Source organism: Metaclostridioides mangenotii, from assembly GCF_017873185.1.
In the GTDB taxonomy this organism is placed as follows: Bacteria; Bacillota; Clostridia; order Peptostreptococcales; family Peptostreptococcaceae; genus Metaclostridioides; species Metaclostridioides mangenotii.
Genome location: NZ_JAGGJX010000008.1, coordinates 1 through 15708 on the forward strand (window position 1 = coordinate 1; position 15708 = coordinate 15708).

The 15708-nt window shown below is 32.7% G+C and carries 17 protein-coding genes; all 17 read right to left on the reverse strand.

The window, feature by feature from the left end; translation table 11 throughout:
• Window positions 1-188: 188 nt before the first annotated feature.
• On the reverse strand, window positions 189-779 hold the full coding sequence (locus J2Z43_RS13330) for a precorrin-2 dehydrogenase/sirohydrochlorin ferrochelatase family protein (protein WP_209457613.1): 591 nt from the start codon (window positions 777-779) through the stop codon (window positions 189-191).
• 72 nt (window positions 780-851) lie between these two features.
• Complete coding sequence (gene cobA / locus J2Z43_RS13335; RefSeq protein ID WP_209457614.1) at window positions 852-2369, reverse strand: uroporphyrinogen-III C-methyltransferase; 1518 nt, start codon at window positions 2367-2369, stop codon at window positions 852-854.
• On the reverse strand, window positions 2359-3264 hold the full coding sequence (gene hemC / locus J2Z43_RS13340) for a hydroxymethylbilane synthase (RefSeq protein ID WP_209457615.1): 906 nt from the start codon (window positions 3262-3264) through the stop codon (window positions 2359-2361). Before hemC ends, cobA begins: the two co-directional genes overlap by 11 nt.
• 21 nt (window positions 3265-3285) lie before the next feature.
• On the reverse strand, window positions 3286-4008 hold the full coding sequence (locus J2Z43_RS13345) for a cobalt-factor II C(20)-methyltransferase (RefSeq protein ID WP_209457616.1): 723 nt from the start codon (window positions 4006-4008) through the stop codon (window positions 3286-3288).
• A 90-nt stretch (window positions 4009-4098) separates the two neighbouring features.
• A complete protein-coding gene (locus tag J2Z43_RS13350; RefSeq protein ID WP_209457617.1) occupies window positions 4099-4869 on the reverse strand; it encodes a sirohydrochlorin cobaltochelatase in 771 nt (256 codons plus the stop codon).
• Between the two features lie 68 nt (window positions 4870-4937).
• The gene (cobK, locus tag J2Z43_RS13355) at window positions 4938-5687 is read right to left on the reverse strand and encodes a precorrin-6A reductase (RefSeq protein WP_209457618.1); all 750 of its coding nucleotides are present in this window, start codon (window positions 5685-5687) and stop codon (window positions 4938-4940) included.
• The gene (gene cobJ, locus J2Z43_RS13360; RefSeq protein WP_209457619.1) at window positions 5684-6409 is read right to left on the reverse strand and encodes a precorrin-3B C(17)-methyltransferase; all 726 of its coding nucleotides are present in this window, start codon (window positions 6407-6409) and stop codon (window positions 5684-5686) included. The genes cobK and cobJ overlap by 4 nt, the downstream gene beginning before the upstream one ends.
• Window positions 6406-7647 (reverse strand): cobalt-precorrin 5A hydrolase, encoded by a 1242-nt coding sequence (gene cbiG / locus J2Z43_RS13365; protein ID WP_209457620.1) that lies wholly within the window; start codon window positions 7645-7647, stop codon window positions 6406-6408. Before cbiG ends, cobJ begins: the two co-directional genes overlap by 4 nt.
• Window positions 7631-8383 carry a cobalt-precorrin-4 methyltransferase gene (locus J2Z43_RS13370; RefSeq protein ID WP_209457621.1) on the reverse strand — a complete coding sequence of 251 codons (753 nt, stop codon included), beginning with the start codon at window positions 8381-8383 and terminating at the stop codon, window positions 7631-7633. The genes cbiG and J2Z43_RS13370 overlap by 17 nt, the downstream gene beginning before the upstream one ends.
• A 4-nt stretch (window positions 8384-8387) precedes the next feature.
• A complete protein-coding gene (locus tag J2Z43_RS13375) occupies window positions 8388-8990 on the reverse strand; it encodes a decarboxylating cobalt-precorrin-6B (C(15))-methyltransferase (protein ID WP_209457622.1) in 603 nt (200 codons plus the stop codon).
• Window positions 8980-9600, reverse strand: coding sequence for a cobalt-precorrin-7 (C(5))-methyltransferase (locus J2Z43_RS13380; protein WP_209457623.1), 621 nt, complete (start codon window positions 9598-9600; stop codon window positions 8980-8982). The genes J2Z43_RS13375 and J2Z43_RS13380 overlap by 11 nt, the downstream gene beginning before the upstream one ends.
• A complete protein-coding gene (gene cbiD / locus J2Z43_RS13385) occupies window positions 9597-10754 on the reverse strand; it encodes a cobalt-precorrin-5B (C(1))-methyltransferase CbiD (RefSeq protein WP_209457624.1) in 1158 nt (385 codons plus the stop codon). Before cbiD ends, J2Z43_RS13380 begins: the two co-directional genes overlap by 4 nt.
• 8 nt (window positions 10755-10762) lie before the next feature.
• On the reverse strand, window positions 10763-11395 hold the full coding sequence (locus tag J2Z43_RS13390; RefSeq protein ID WP_209457625.1) for a cobalt-precorrin-8 methylmutase: 633 nt from the start codon (window positions 11393-11395) through the stop codon (window positions 10763-10765).
• Window positions 11382-12278, reverse strand: a complete 897-nt coding sequence (locus tag J2Z43_RS13395; protein ID WP_209457626.1) for a GHMP family kinase ATP-binding protein — start codon at window positions 12276-12278, stop codon at window positions 11382-11384. The genes J2Z43_RS13390 and J2Z43_RS13395 overlap by 14 nt, the downstream gene beginning before the upstream one ends.
• A 1-nt stretch (window position 12279) precedes the next feature.
• On the reverse strand, window positions 12280-13347 hold the full coding sequence (locus tag J2Z43_RS13400) for a pyridoxal phosphate-dependent aminotransferase (RefSeq protein WP_209457627.1): 1068 nt from the start codon (window positions 13345-13347) through the stop codon (window positions 12280-12282).
• A 14-nt stretch (window positions 13348-13361) separates the two neighbouring features.
• Window positions 13362-14309 (reverse strand): adenosylcobinamide-phosphate synthase CbiB, encoded by a 948-nt coding sequence (cbiB, locus tag J2Z43_RS13405; RefSeq protein ID WP_209457628.1) that lies wholly within the window; start codon window positions 14307-14309, stop codon window positions 13362-13364.
• A 1-nt stretch (window position 14310) separates the two neighbouring features.
• The gene (locus J2Z43_RS13410; protein WP_209457629.1) at window positions 14311-15687 is read right to left on the reverse strand and encodes a cobyrinate a,c-diamide synthase; all 1377 of its coding nucleotides are present in this window, start codon (window positions 15685-15687) and stop codon (window positions 14311-14313) included.
• Window positions 15688-15708: the final 21 nt, after the last annotated feature.

The following is a 15708-nucleotide window of genomic DNA, read 5'->3' on the forward strand; positions in this document are numbered from 1 at the left end:
TCAGATACTATCGTTATCTTTAATATCTGGCTTTATATGGTTTGTTTCTTGTTTTCTTATAAATTAACCTACTGTTTAATTTTCAATGTTCTTTTGTTTTTTTCTCTTCTTGCTTTGTTTATTTCGTTTGCCGCTCTCTCGAGGACAAGTATTACTATATCAAAATCTAAAATCTAAGTCAACACTTTTTATAAATTAAATTTCACACTTATCTCTTTTAATTCTTCTAAACTTAGGTTTACCAACCTTTTGAGAATGTTATTTCTTTTTTGAATATTTTTTTCAGACTCAATTATTTTAACTCTTAGTCTACCAAGTAGATCTAAAAATTCAATAAATTCATCATCATATTTTTTTTCTAAGTCTTTTCTAATCTTTGCTGAAAGTGCAGGACTCTTCCCTCCAGTGGATATACTGATCATTAAATCACCCTTTTTAAAAAATGACGGAACAGTAAAATTAGATAGTTCAATATCGTCCACTACATTTACTAATTTATTATTGTCTCTACAATACAATCCTATAGACCTATTTAGATCCTTATTATTAGTGGCAGCAATTACAATTGAACTATCTTCAATAAATGAGGTATTAAATTCTGCTTCAATTACGTTTACACTATTTCCTAAATCATAAAAATTATCCAGTATATTTTTGCCAACTACTGTTACAGATTTTCCGAGCTCAACAAGAGATTTACATTTTCTAAATGCAACCTTACCTGCTCCCACAACAGTTATTTTGCTATCACTGATATTTAAAACTATTGGATAAAACATATTAATACCCCCTTTATTTTATAATTTCCACTTTTCTTTCATCTGTATATCTTCATAAAGTTTTTTATATCTTTATATATGGACCTTATATTTATCTTCTATTATAACATCTACAATTCCATCTATTGTGCTTACATCTGCTTCTTTATAGATTTCAATACCGAAATCTCTTGCAGTTTTAGAAGTTATAGGACCTATCGATACTACCTTTATTCTTTTTAGAAGACTTAATTTATCTTCACCGATTATCTCTACAAGGTTTTTAATTGTAGATGAACTTGTAAATGTAATGTAGTCTAAGTCTTCTGAATTAAGAACATCTATAACTTCATCTTTCTTATCACTATCTATAACAGTCCTGTATATATGAACTTCTTTAACCGGACATAACTTCGATATATTCTCTACTAAGTAATCCCTAGCATTTTCTGATCTAGGTATAAGTACATTGTCTTCTGATGTTAAATCTTCTTTTAATTCCTCAAATAGGTACTCAGCTACAAACTTTTTAGGACAGATATCTGCTTTTATACCTCTTTTATTTAATGAATCAGAAGTTGCGGAACCTATTGAACACACTTTTAAACCAGCAAGTGCTCTAGAATCTGAATTCATTTCTTCTAATTTGTCGAAAAATATATCTACAGAGTTTTTACTTGTGAATGCTATATATGTATACTTTTGTATATCCTTTATTTCTTTTTCTAAATCAAAATTATCCTCTATTTTTTCTATCTTTATAGTAGGAATCTCTATGGGATTACCCCCTAAATCAGAAATTTTCTCAACTAGGGTACTATTTTGTAGTCTTGATCTTGTAACTGCTACATTACTTCCAAACAGTTTTTTATTTTCAAAGAAATTCAACTTATCTCTAAGCTCTACAACACTTCCTACTACGATTAATGTAGGAGGCTTAACATTTTGCTCAATAGCATCTTTATATAAATTTTCTAAAGTAGAAGTTACTACCCTCTGATTATACCTAGTTGCCCAGCTTATAAATGCAACTGGAGTATTTCTGTCTTTTCCTTCTTTAATAAGGTTCTCACTTATCCTCTTTAAATTGGAAACACCCATTAAAAATACAAGTGTCCCTTTATTGTTCGCAAGTGCATGCCAATTTATCTCTTTTGTATCGTCATCTCTATGATGACCAGTTATTACGTGAAATGAAGATGCGTGGTCCCTGTGAGTTATAGGAATTCCTGCATAACATAGTCCACCTATTGCAGAAGTTATTCCCGGTACTACTTCAAATTCTATTCCTCTATTTACTAATTCCTCGGCTTCTTCTCCACCTCTTCCAAATACATATGGATCTCCACCTTTAAGTCTAGTAACTATCTTACCTTCAATAGCCTTTTCTGAAATAACCTTGTTTATATCTTCCTGTGGCAATATATGGTTGCTAGAAGCTTTTCCTACATATATAAATTCGCAGTCAGATTTGGCTTCTTTCAAAAAACTGCTATTAGCAAGTCTATCGTAAACAATTACGTCAGATTTTCTTATACATTCCAACCCTTTGATTGTCATAAGCTTATGATCACCAGGGCCGGCACCAACTAAGTATACTTTACCCTTCATATTTTTTATACTCCTCTAATACCTTTTTAGCTAAATTAAGTCCCAATTCTCTCGGACTTGATGAAACTCCAGTCATACTGTGTTTTATTAGACATTGACCTTCCTCATCTCCGTATATTCCAGTGAGCTTCAATTTAGAACCTTCTACTTCACAAAAAGCACCAATTGGTATATGACAACTTCCATTAACTCCATCTAAAAAGCCTCTTTCAGCCGATATTTGAATATCTGTAACATCATCACTTAGTGTATTTAATATTTCTTCAATTTCACTGTCATTATCCCTGATTTCAATAGCAAGTGCTCCTTGAGCTGGTGCTGGAACCATTGTATCAATCGAAAAAAATTCACTTATCACATCATCTAATCCAGCTCTGATAATACCTGCAGCAGCTAATACTACACCATGCAGGTTTTCACTTTCTATCTTTTTAATTCTAGTCTCAATGTTTCCTCTTACGGACACTATCTCTAAGTCAGGTCTTTCATTAAGCAACTGGTATTTTCTTCTCTTACTTCCTGTACCAATCTTAGCCCCTATTGGAAGTTCATCTAAACTTTTAAATCCTTCTTTTAATATAAGTACATCTCTCGGATCTTCTCTTTTCGGTGTTCTTGTAAATTTTAACCCTTCTGGCAGCGATGATGGCATATCCTTCATACTGTGCACAGCTATATCAATTTCTCCATCCAATAACTGTTGCTCGATCTCTTTTACAAATAGACCTTTGTCTCCTATTTTATCAAGTGATAAATGTTGGATTCTATCTCCAGTTGTTTTTATTTCTTTAACTTCAAAGTTAACTTCCGGGTACTTTTCGTTAAGATTATCAATTATCCAATACGTTTGGATGAGAGCTAGCTTACTCCCCCTAGTTCCAACTTTTATATTCATTCTGATCTCCTTTGATACTAACTATTGTCTTGTCCAATCGTTATTTGTATTTATTAATATAGTTGAGAAATACGAAATTTTATCTTCCAAATGTACATCTCTTAAATCTGTATATACTATTTCACCACTCTGTGATGAATTGCTTACTAATATAGCGTGATCTATAAGTTTAAATTCTTCAAGTTTTTTAATTATTTCTTTAAAATTTTTATATACCTTCATAAGTACTATAGAATTATAGCTTTTCAAAGCATAGTCTATCTTTTTTTCGTCTAAAGTACACGGAATTACAATAAGTGCGTCTCTATCCATTACTAGTGGAAAGTTTTGATTTGAAGCGATATTTGAGAAAGATGATATTCCCGGAATTGTCTCAACTTCAACCCTGTGTATTAATCTTTCCATAACATACACATAAGTGCTGTATATCATTGGATCTCCAAGTGTTACAAACCCAACATTTTTTCCTGACTTCACATCTGAGACTATCTCATCTGCGACACTGCTCCATACTTCTTCTTTTTCATCCTCATTGAAGTTCATAGGGAAATGTCTAGATTTTATCTCTAGATCTTCTGGTAGGTACCCTTTTACTATAGAATAAGCTAAACTATCTCCACCCTTTTTTGATTCTGGAGTGTATAGTATATCCAAATTTTTTAGAGTATCCACTGCCTTTACTGTAACCAGAGAACTATCCCCTGGTCCAGTACCTATACCATAAAACTTAGCTTTCTTTGTCATTAACTTGCTCCCTTCGAAAATATATCGGCTATAGTTAAGTTCTAACTGTATTATATTTTTTGTAATTGTAGTTTAATGCACAACTGCTATTTACAGGCAGTCCTGTGCATGTTTTTCAAATATATTTTGAATTTCAGGATTTTCTCCTAATCCCTGTAAATACACCTTAACGTCATATCCATTTTCTTCTAAAATAGTCTTCCATGAATCATCTTCATCGCTGGCCATATCGTTGATAGCATGATCCCCTGCTACCACCATAAACGGCATTAGATGTACTTTTTTTATTTTATCTTTTTTAAGCTTCTTAATAACGTGTTCAAGTTCTGGATATCCTTCAACTGTCCCAACATAAGTGTTTATTTCGTCATCTCTCATAGCGTATTCTATCGCGGGATAAGCTGAATGAGATTCGTGATCTGTCCCATGACCCATAAATACTACTGCTTCATCATCCCCCATTTCTGGAATCTGCCATTTTATCGCATTTGATGTCTCTTTATAGTCATCGATTGTTGTAAGTAGAGGTCTTCCAAGTGTTATTTTCTTAAATTTATAAGATAATTTTTCTATCTGATCTTTTAACTTATTATACTCCTCACCGCATATTATATGTAGTGTCTGAACTAATACTTCTTCATATCCCTCATCGCTTAGTCTTGTAAGAGCTTCGATAGGATTTTCTATAAGGATACCATCTCTTTTTTTAAGTTTTCTAATTATCATATTAGAAGTATATGCTCTAAAGAAATCGTAACCACTCAATGAATTTTTTATCTTATTTTCGCATACATCTATAGTTTTTTCTCTAGTCTCATGGTAACTTGTCCCAAAACTAACTACTAAAACGGCTTTTTTCATACATTACCTCCGAAGTTTTATTTTTTATCTCATCTATAGTGCTTCTCTTATTTGAACAATAACATTTATTACATTATTGATTCTGTTATTTCGTCTATATCGTTTATTACGTTTGGATAATTTACTGTAGATCTTCTTATTATCACAGCTGGTATACCAAGAGTTTCGCACGCATCTATTTTTTCCAAAAATCCACCGGCGATTCCACTCTCTTTGGTAATCAACAAATCTATATTGTAATGTTTATAAGTCTCTTCGTTTATACTCTTGCTGAAAGGACCCTTCATAGCAATTATATTATCTGCATTCAATCCCAACTCTTCACAGCTGATTATAACCTCGCTTGTCGGCAAAACTCTGGCTATCAGGTTCTTATCTTTAAGTCGTTTTACATAAACATCTAAATTTTTGCTACCTGTTCCAATAAAGATATTTTTTCCCAATCTATCTGCAACATCACAAGCGTCTTCAAGAGTATCCACTATGTGTATATTTTTATATTTAATTTGCTCTATCAAAGATTTTCTCTCGTATCTTAAATAGTTTACACTAAGTGCTTTTGCGCACTCTATTGCGTTCTTTGAAACTTCTACAGCATAAGGATGTGTTGCATCTATTATCTGATCGACTTTATTTGTTTTTATAAAATTCTGCATAGATTCAATATCTAGCTTTCCTAGAATTATATTTTCAGCATGTGATACTGCAAGGTCTCTACCGTACTCAGTTGTAACCGATAGAGTGTACTCTTTATCTATAGATTTAAGTTTGTCACATATCTCTAAACTGTCTGATGTTCCTCCAAGCACTAAGTTCATAGTACATAACCTCTTGGAGTTATAATTTTATCGTCATCTATAAACGTAGATTTGTTACCTATTATTACCATAGTCGTCATATCAACTCGCTCAAAGTCCATAGTTTCAAAAGTACAAATGTGTATATCTTGTTTTTCTCTACCTACATCTTTAACTATACCTACAGGAATGTCTTTACCCTTAAATTCACTCATAAGGTCGAATGCTTTTTTAAGATGTTCACTTCTTCCCTTGCTTCTAGCATTGTACAGACATATAACAAAGTCAGCATCTGCGGCTAACTTAAGTCTTTTTTCTATAACATCCCACGGAGTTAGTAAATCACTTAGACTTATATGGCAGAAATCGTGCATTATAGGGGCTCCGAGTAAAGCTGCTGCACCAATACTTGCAGTTATTCCCGGAACTACTTTCACTTCTATATCAGCTTCTTCATTAGATACAAGCTCAAGTATAAGCCCTGCCATTCCATATATTCCTGCATCTCCACTACTTATAACGGCTACTGTTTTTCCATCTTTAGCTTCTTCAATAGCTCTTTTACATCTATCTATCTCTTGTCTCATTCCATTTTCAATTACTTCTTTGCCTTCAATAAGATCTTCTATCAAATTTATATAAGTTTTATATCCAACTATAGCATTTGATTTTTCAATTGCTTCTAACGCTTCAAGTGTCATCCACTCTTTATTCCCTGGTCCTATTCCTATTACATATATCATAATTTTATTCTCCCTAACGCGAAAGTTATTCCGCTGTACTTATGTTTATTTATTATTAAATTTCCATTGCTCATAATATGTGCCACTGGCTCAGATACTGAGTGAACTCCAACGTTCTTTTTTACAAATTCCGACCTTTCATATAGCTCGTCAACCTTCGATATATCCTCTGCTGAAAATGTATCAAATGGAACTTCTAGATGTTTAGCCAAATCATTTATTGCCTTTTCATCTTTTTTAAGCTCTATACTTCCCACTTTAGCTATTGAATTTATATCTATATTGTTCAAGTCTAAAAACTTTACAAACGACTCGTACATAAATTTTGATGAAGTATCCCTTCTACAGCCAATTCCAACTACAATATCCCTTGGTACAACTTTTATAAAATCGGCTTCTGATAAATTGCTTTCATCATTATTTTTATTTTTAATTTTTATCTTTGTTTCTTCTCTTATATCTTTTTCAATATCTATAGTTTTTTTATCTGTTACAACTACAATTTTTCTAATTATATCTGGTTTTAAACTCAGTTCATTTTTTAAAACTCCACGTGGAACCAATTTAAATTCAGTATTATTTTCATCATTTTGTTTACTTGTATTCAAAATTTCAAAACCTCTTAAATCAATATTGTATTCGCCATCTACATATATTCCAACAGTCTTGTTATTTACTAAAAGCGAATTTACATCTTTTACATTGTCTCTAAAGTTATCTACGTGAGCATTTAACTTTTTAGCTATCATATCAAGTGATGATTTTCTATTTACATCTGTGGCTGTTGTAATTACAGGGTTAGCTTCTATTAGTTCACATATTTTATGTGTAAGTTCATTTGCACCGCCTATATGACCACTCAGCAAGCTTATTACATTTTTTCCATGTTCATCCATTACCAGGACTGCAGGATCGTAAAACTTACTTTCAATGTAGGGAGCTATACTTCTAACAACAATACCTGTTGCCATGATAAACACTATATTCTCATACTTTGCAAATACATCTCCTACAAACTCTTTAAAGCTTTTTTCTATGATAAAAAAATTATTTTTACTATTAGAATCTTTTTCGCATTTTAAATCTTTTACATTCTCTGTAAAAAATTCTTTAGATATGCTGCTTTTGCTCTTTTTAAAGTAAATATCACAACCGCCTAATAAATCAGAAACTTTTATTGCTAGATTTCTACCATTTTCGGTTATAGCTAAGATCACAGTTTTATTTTCTGTATTCATGCTTAAAATCCTTAGCATATAATTTAGAGTTATAGTAGTGATCTCCTAAGAAGTTTCCAACCATTATTAGAGCAGTTTTGTTTATACCATTTTCTCTAACTAATTCAGCTATGTTTTCTAATGTCCCTTTTACAACTTTTTCATCAGCCCATGTAGCTTTGTATACGACCGCTACTGGCGTTTCTACTGGATATCCACCATTTACTAATTTAGTAACTACCTTTTCAATTTCTTGAACAGACAAGAAGATAACCATAGAGGTTTGGTGTTTTGCAAACGACTCTAAAGACTCTTTATCTGGTACTGGAGTTCTTCCTTCCATTCTCGTTATTACAACACTTTGAGAAACTTCGGGTACTGTGTATTCCACTCCAATAGCAGATGCTGCTCCCAAGAAAGAACTTACACCTGGCGTGCAGTCAAATTCTATTGAAAATTTATTTAATTCCTCAACTTGCTCTCTTATTGAACCGTATATAGAAAAATCTCCAGTCTGAAGTCTAACTACAGATTTATTATTGTCAGTTCCGTATTTCATTACATCTATTATCTCCTGAAGATCCATCGATGCGCTGTTGTGAATTTCACAACCTCCTTTACAGTAGTCTAGTAACTCTGGATTAACAAGAGATCCAGCGTAAATAACTATATCTGCAGTGCTAAGAAGTTTATATCCTTTCAGAGTTATTAGCTCTTTATCTCCAGGCCCTGCCCCTACGAAATGTACTTTTGACATATTACTACTCTCCTTTTTCACAAGAAATTATATATATAGGATTTAGAGGTTTGAAATACTCTCCTCTTCCGAGTTTCTCTAGTTTAGAAACATTTAAAACACTAACATCTATATTTCTGAACCCATGCTTTCTAAACAAATTAAGCGCTGAATTAAAAGTATCAACTATGATAAAGTTGGCAACAATTTTACCACCTTCTTTAAGCAGATTTTTAGACCATAAAATTATGTCTTCTAAATTTCCACCAGTTCCTCCTAAAAATATGGAATCTATTGTTCCATCTGTTTCGAAATACTTTGTAACACCTAAATCATCATTTATCTCATCTGCCTTCAAAGGCGCATATCCTTTAATAAGTGTCGTATTTTTTAGTTCAAACTTCCCTATATTTTTATTTATAAGATCTACTGCATCTTCATCTCTCTCAATAGCTAGCACCTGTAAATTAGGATAATTTACTGCTGCCTCAACGCAAACACTACCTGTTCCAGCTCCTATATCCAAAAATACTTTTGCCTGAGCTAAATCCAGTTTACTAATAGATATTGCCCTTACTTCTTCTTTTGTTATGGGTACTCTACCCGTTATAAATTCGCTATTCTTCATCTAATATCACCACTACATTCATATCATAATTTTCTTTCTTTAATATGTCTTCTGGACTTCCAACTGTTATACGTTCGTTGTCATAGGACATATTTTCACCTACTACTACAGTTTTCTTAAGTCCCCTTGTCATTATTTCTTTACTTATCTCTCTAGGCCCTATGTTTTTATCAGTTACCATACAGGCCTTCTTGTGAGATAATATATAGTCAAAATTCGGTTCTTTTCCGTGACTGCTAGTTATATATAGATCGTTCATATCGATGTATATCTTAGAAAAAATATACTGCATAGAGCTGATTCCAGATATAATATTTACATCATCTGATATGTTTTCACTGTCTACATTTTTTACTATATATCTGGCTATGCCGTAGATTGAAGGATCCCCAGATGCTATTATAGAGATTTCTTTATTTTTATTCTTATTTATGTGCTCTACTATATCTTTAAGATTGTCTGTTATCTCTAATTTTTCTCCAATATAATCCTCTATAGATTCTAGATTTCTCTTTCCCCCGATTATTATATCGGAGTTTTTAATTAGATTTTCTCCAATTTTAGTTATATAGTCGAATTTTCCAGGCCCTAGACCGATGATATTTATCATCTAAACACCTCCGCTAATTTTTCAACTTCACTTGATTTACCTAAAAGAGTCTTGTCCATGGAAAAGATAACAACTTCTACATCTATGCTGTCTTCATCGTCATTTAAGTATTCTAAGACCCTATTCTTGCACTTATTACATATAATATCGAATACTTCTGAAAGATTAGCTTCGTTTATTATGTCTATAGCTTCCTCTGATGTAACGCACTTATCGATTTCTTCTAATAAAGAATACGGTGCCTTCATAAGTGCTAAGTTAGATATCAATATCTCGTTTCTAGCATCCGCAATTTTGCTGTGCGTATTAAAAATCCCTGCAGATAGCTTTATAAACTTTCCAATGTGACCTGCCATAAATATCTTTTTAAAGCCCATGCGTTGAGCTTCTTTAAGCATATATCCAATAAAGTTACTTGTCCTAATAATATAATGTGGGTTTAGAGAATAATGCTCTGAAATAAACTGTTCTCCGTGATTCCCTGGAACAAATATAACTTTATCTATTCCCTGCTCTTTCTTCATTTGAAGTTCTATAGATAGAGATTTTTTCCAACCTTCATCACTCATCGGTTCTACTATTCCAGTTGTACCTAGTATTGATATGCCTCCGACAATGCCCAATCTGGGGTTAAAAGTTTTCTTTGCTACCTCTTCACCTTTTGGAGCTGATATAGTCAACCTAACCCCCTTAGATTTTGGCAAAATACCTTCCTCAAATTCAGAAATAACTTTTTCTACTTCACTTCTTATCATCTTTAATGGAATAGGGTTTATTGCAGGTTTTCCAACTCCTACACTAAGTCCTTTTTTAGTTACTACACCTATCCCCTTGCCTCCACAGATAATAACAGATTCTTCTTCACAACCTTTATCTACTATTTCAGCTTTCGAAAATATATCCATAGTATGTGTTGCATCTATATCATCTCCACCGTCTTTTTTTATTGAACATTCGGCGAAATTTTCTTCAATATTTGCATTTTCTACAACTAAATCTAGTTCAATTCCCTTTGGAGTATCAATTTTGATAGAATCTATTTTGCTTCTAGTTAAAAGCATATAAGTCGCAGCTTTTGATGCTCCAGTGGCTGTTGAACCAGTGGTATATCCTCTTCTGTATTTCTTGCCATCAATGTATACAAACTCTTCCATATAATCACCTAAATATTGTATAGTATCGCATTTACAATTGCTGCTGCTAAGTTACTTCCACCTTTTTTTCCTCTAGATATAATGTATGGAATATCAGTTTTAGCAAGCTCGTCTTTAGACTCTGCCGCTCCTACAAATCCAACTGGCACTCCCACAACTGCATCAAATCCAAGGTTGCCTTCATTGTTCATTTCAATTATTTTAAATAGAGCTGTTGGAGCATTTCCAAGTACAAATATCTTTCTACCTGTGTCTTTTGCAGCTATTTCAATTGCAGCCATCGAACGAGTTATACCCTTTTCTTTAGCTATTTTGTGAGTTTCCTCTTCAGCAACTAGGCATCTATATTCGCACCCTAGCGCATTTAGTCTTCGCTTGTTTATTCCACTTAGCGCCATATTTGTATCTGTGTAAACTGTCGCCTGATTTTTTAAAGAGTCGACTATCTTATCTACTGCAGTTTGCGAAATTTCCAGTATATCCAAATAATCAAAATCAGCTGTAGTATGAATTGCACGCTTTATTATCTTTTCTTCAAGTTCATTTTCAAACTTATAATCAGGTCTTATCTCATCGATTATCTCCTGTATAATCTCGAAACTTCTATCTTCTATTTTCATTGGATTTTTAATATAGTTCATTTTTGTCCCCCTTTGCGCCACCTGCTATTACTTTTAATGTGTATATATTTTTATATACCGAGTTGATATTTTCTCTCACTATTCTGTCGATAATTACACTTTCATCCATATCTTCATCCAGCAAGATTCCAACTACAGTACCGCTGTGAGCTACATTTACACCGTAACCCTCATATCTATTTGAAATCTCCATTATCTTTTCGAGATGAGCTTTCTTATGTATATTTTCATTTGCCAAACTGCTCATATTACAAGCTTGACCTATAAGTTTCAAGTCGCTGTCTTTAAATCCTTGTTGTAACAATGAAAATGCCTTTTCAGTAGTCTTTCTATTCGATTCTTTCTTAGAATAGTAATCTTTAAGCCCTCTAGTATTCGATGTTAAAAGTATCTCGTCTGGTTCTAGAACAACTACCTTACAATTTTCCAAAAATCCTAAATTTTCCTCTACCTCTCCAGTAAGTGGATCGAATATACAATTTGACTTGATAAGCGTAGAATCTGTAGGTTCTATCTCCGCCGCCAACTTAGATATCTCCTCATCACTCATTGCTTTATTTATAAGTGAAAGCGTCGCCATTATTGTGGCGCCAATATCTGCAGTGGAACTAGCCATTCCCTTTGCTGTTGGAATACTGCTAAATATGTCTATTGATATATTTTCGGTTTCTTTTAATGGTAGAGAAAATCTATCAAATACTTTCTCAAGAGCTGCTCTAGATTTTTGTGTATTTAGGCTAATAGTATTAATATCTTCAAGTTTTTCTTCAATAACTACATGAGAGAACAAATCTACAGCATACGAACATAAAAACTCTGTATTTCCCAATAGTCCCTGTACTAATTCCCCACATGAAGCTGGATACATTCCATTAGATTTCATATTAACCCACAACTCTTTCTAATGATTTTATAATTCGCAAATTGTCTTCACGAGATTTTACAGCTATCCTTATATACGAGTCGTCTAAACCTTTAAAGTTTGACGCATCTCTAATTAAAATGCTGTGGTCTTTAAACATTTCTACTTTTACTTGATATGACTTTTTATTTATTAATTCTATTAGTATAAAGTTTGTATCAGAATCGTATACTTCTAAATTTTCGATACCTTTTAACCTTTCTAATAAAAACTCTCTTTCAAGTCTACCACCTATCTTGCTCTGTTGTATGTAGCCTTTGTCACTGAATATATAATTTGACAAATGATCTGCGATTGTGTTTATAGTCCAAGGTTCTTTGAATTTGTATATTCTTTCTAAAATTTCTTTATTGCTAGTTATTCCATAGCCTAATCTAAGACCAGGCAGGCCAAAGAATTTTGTAGCCGCCTTAATTATAAATAAATTTTTATTGTTTTCCACATATTTTAAAAGCGAATAATCTTGTTCATCTCCTACAAACTCCATAAAAGTCTCGTCTACTATAAGAAGTTTATTGTTCTTATGCAATAAATCCATTAGTTTCAATATATCCTGAACATTTCCACTTGGATTATTTGGATTGCATATAAATAGGCTGTCAAATCTGTCTAGATTTTCTACTATTTGGTTTATATCAACTCTAAATCCCTGGTCCTTATCTAAATACAAATCCAATACATCAAGACCATTAAGATATGCAGATCTTCCGTATTCAGAGAATGTCGGATTTAGAACCGCAAGTCGTTTACCTATAGATTTCATTAGTAAATATATAATTTCAGTCGCACCATTGCCGGGAATTATGTATTTAGAATCTACGTCCAGATAATCGGATAAATTATTTCTCAGGTTTTGATAATCTATATCTGGATAGCTCTTACAAAGTTTAAACCCTTCATATACATGTTTTTCTAAATCCTTGATAATATTTGGATTTATATTTGAACTAAAATCTATTATCTCTCTTGGGTCCTTGTTATAAAATCTTGCCAAACTGTTTATGTCAGCTCCATGCCCTAAATCTTTCATCTGAACACCTCTAATTAATTTATTAAAATATATATTCCTGTAAATGCCAACAACGATACAAAAGATGACATGTACATAATTTTGTTAGTATCGACTATATTCTTTTCTTCAATTTCGTATAATTTATCTCCAATTGTTGGCTTATACACTTCTTTTCCAAAGTACACATTAGTTCCACCTAATTGAACCCCCAAAGCCCCAGCAACTGCACCTTCTGAAAATGCACAGTTCGGACTCTTATGATTTTTTCTATCCCTAATGCCTATCTTAAAGCTATCCTTTAGGTTATAACCTAAAATAAAGCTTGCGATTGGAATAAATAATACCGATAATCTGGCAGGAATATAGTTTGCGATATCATCAAGTTTAGCAGATGCAAATCCTAAGTTTATGTACTTTTCGTTTTTATATCCTACAGTAGAGTCCAGAGTATTTACAGCTTTATACGCCATTGCAAGTGGAGCTCCACCTATAAATGCGTAGAACATAGGAGACATTATTCCGTCGACTGTGTTCTCTGCAACAGTTTCGACAGTAGCCCTTATGATTTCTTTTTCACTTAGATTGGTTGTATCTCTGCCAACTATATATGATAATTGAATTCTAGACTTTTCAATATCTCCAGTTTTAAGTACATCGTAGACTTTTACAGCTTCATCTTTAAGGCACTTTGTAGCAAATGTAGTGTAAATAATAATTCCGTTTATCAGAATATACGATACAGAATTAAATTTAAATAACCTAACTATCAAATAAGTTACGACGTAAGTTGTAAGAACTGTGACAATACATAGTATAAATCCTCCTTTTTTAAGGTCTTCATCTGTTTTAAAAACCCTTCTTACAAAATTCTCTAAGACTTTTATAAGTTTCCCTATATACTTCACAGGATGGGGAAAAGAGTAAGGATCCCCTACAATTAAATCAACTATATATCCTAAGTAAATATATATTAAATTCATTTTATATTTTTCCTCTTTGTAAAAAATTCTTTAAGCAATCTATATTGTCGTAAAAGTGTGTATGTAAATATGTAGCCAAGGTATTGCCCTTGCTGTATCCACCATTCCACTCTGATATCTTTTTGCCATCTCTTTCCTTTATCATGGTATAAGCACATTTTTCTTCACTTTCAAATGTCGAGTGATGAAATTCATGCCCTTTTATCACTTCTCCCTTTTTAGACAAGGCAGTATCTAATTTTGCTATTCCATAGCAGTACCCAAATCGCTTTAAGGAGTTAGTCATTTCACTAGTTCCTTCGAAAATTCCTACCATCTCGTAGTTTGTACCATCTAAATCTGTCAGACTTCCACCTAGATACATAAGACCCCCACATTCAGCGTATATCGGAGTTCCTTTCTTGTGTGAATCTCGTATTGATTTTCTCATGCTTTCATTTAAATATATCTCTTTTGCATAAATCTCAGGAAAACCTCCACCGATGTAAATATAATCCGCTTTTGGAACCACTTCATCATTTAGCGGACTGAAAAATACCACATAGAGACCTATTTTTTCAAGAAGATCTATATTTTCTCTGTAGTAAAAGTTAAACGCCTTATCAAAAGCAACTGCTATAGTTTTTCCTTTTGCACATTCTCTCAATCCATATGAATCAACAACTTTTTCCAAATCATATCCACTTGTAATAGATTTGCTTTCTGAAATCTCTAGTAATCTGTTAACGTCTACATATTTTTCTATCTCATCTGATAGTATATCTAATTTTTTCTCTAGAGACTCTATCTCCATACTAGGTATCAACCCTAAATGTCTGCTCTCTAATGAAAGTGCATTATTTGGAGGTAAATATCCAAGAACCTCTACATTACAGTATTTCTCTATTGATTCTTTTACTATACTGAAGTGGCTCTCTGTTTTTACGTTATTTACTATAACACCTTTAATATCAACACTTTTATCTATTTGTTGATAACCCATAACAGTTGCAGCACTTGAAGCTCCCATTGCTTTTCCATTGATAACCAGTATAACCGGGGATTTTAATATTTTTGATGTGTATGAAGTTGTACAGTTGTCAATATCAGTACCAAATCCATCGTAAAGTCCCATAACTCCTTCAATTATTGAAATATCAGCATCCTTTGAAGATTCCTCAACTATATACTTTATCTTTTCATCATCTAACATATATGAATCGAGATTTCTTGAATGTTTACCTGTAATAAAAGTGTGGTAAGATGGATCGATATAGTCTGGGCCTACTTTGTACGGTTGAACCTTTAAACCTCTATTTTTAAGCGCCTTCATTATGCCAAGCGATATTGTGGTCTTTCCAACTCCACTGCTAGTTCCTGCAATTACTAACTTTTTCACTTTCTAACCCCGTTTCTATCA

What these genes read in the sequence shown, in the direction of transcription:
- J2Z43_RS13400 (WP_209457627.1), bottom strand. Translation starts at nt 13,347, where the DNA reads ATGAAAGATTTAGGGCATGGAGCTGACATAAACAGTTTGGCAAGATTT.
- J2Z43_RS13350 (WP_209457617.1), bottom strand. Translation starts at nt 4,869, where the DNA reads ATGAAAAAAGCCGTTTTAGTAGTTAGTTTTGGGACAAGTTACCATGAG.
- hemC (WP_209457615.1), bottom strand. Translation starts at nt 3,264, where the DNA reads ATGAATATAAAAGTTGGAACTAGGGGGAGTAAGCTAGCTCTCATCCAA.
- J2Z43_RS13330 (WP_209457613.1), bottom strand. Translation starts at nt 779, where the DNA reads ATGTTTTATCCAATAGTTTTAAATATCAGTGATAGCAAAATAACTGTT.
- cobA (WP_209457614.1), bottom strand. Translation starts at nt 2,369, where the DNA reads ATGAAGGGTAAAGTATACTTAGTTGGTGCCGGCCCTGGTGATCATAAG.
- J2Z43_RS13370 (WP_209457621.1), bottom strand. Translation starts at nt 8,383, where the DNA reads ATGTCAAAAGTACATTTCGTAGGGGCAGGGCCTGGAGATAAAGAGCTA.
- J2Z43_RS13395 (WP_209457626.1), bottom strand. Translation starts at nt 12,278, where the DNA reads ATGAAATCTAATGGAATGTATCCAGCTTCATGTGGGGAATTAGTACAG.
- cobJ (WP_209457619.1), bottom strand. Translation starts at nt 6,409, where the DNA reads ATGATATATGTAATAGGAATAGGACCAGGGAATAAAGAGTGGATGACA.
- cbiD (WP_209457624.1), bottom strand. Translation starts at nt 10,754, where the DNA reads ATGGAAGAGTTTGTATACATTGATGGCAAGAAATACAGAAGAGGATAT.
- cobK (WP_209457618.1), bottom strand. Translation starts at nt 5,687, where the DNA reads ATGAACTTAGTGCTTGGAGGAACATCAGACAGTTTAGAGATATGTGAC.
- J2Z43_RS13375 (WP_209457622.1), bottom strand. Translation starts at nt 8,990, where the DNA reads ATGAAGAATAGCGAATTTATAACGGGTAGAGTACCCATAACAAAAGAA.
- J2Z43_RS13380 (WP_209457623.1), bottom strand. Translation starts at nt 9,600, where the DNA reads ATGATAAATATCATCGGTCTAGGGCCTGGAAAATTCGACTATATAACT.
- cbiG (WP_209457620.1), bottom strand. Translation starts at nt 7,647, where the DNA reads ATGAATACAGAAAATAAAACTGTGATCTTAGCTATAACCGAAAATGGT.
- J2Z43_RS13390 (WP_209457625.1), bottom strand. Translation starts at nt 11,395, where the DNA reads ATGAACTATATTAAAAATCCAATGAAAATAGAAGATAGAAGTTTCGAG.
- J2Z43_RS13345 (WP_209457616.1), bottom strand. Translation starts at nt 4,008, where the DNA reads ATGACAAAGAAAGCTAAGTTTTATGGTATAGGTACTGGACCAGGGGAT.
- cbiB (WP_209457628.1), bottom strand. Translation starts at nt 14,309, where the DNA reads ATGAATTTAATATATATTTACTTAGGATATATAGTTGATTTAATTGTA.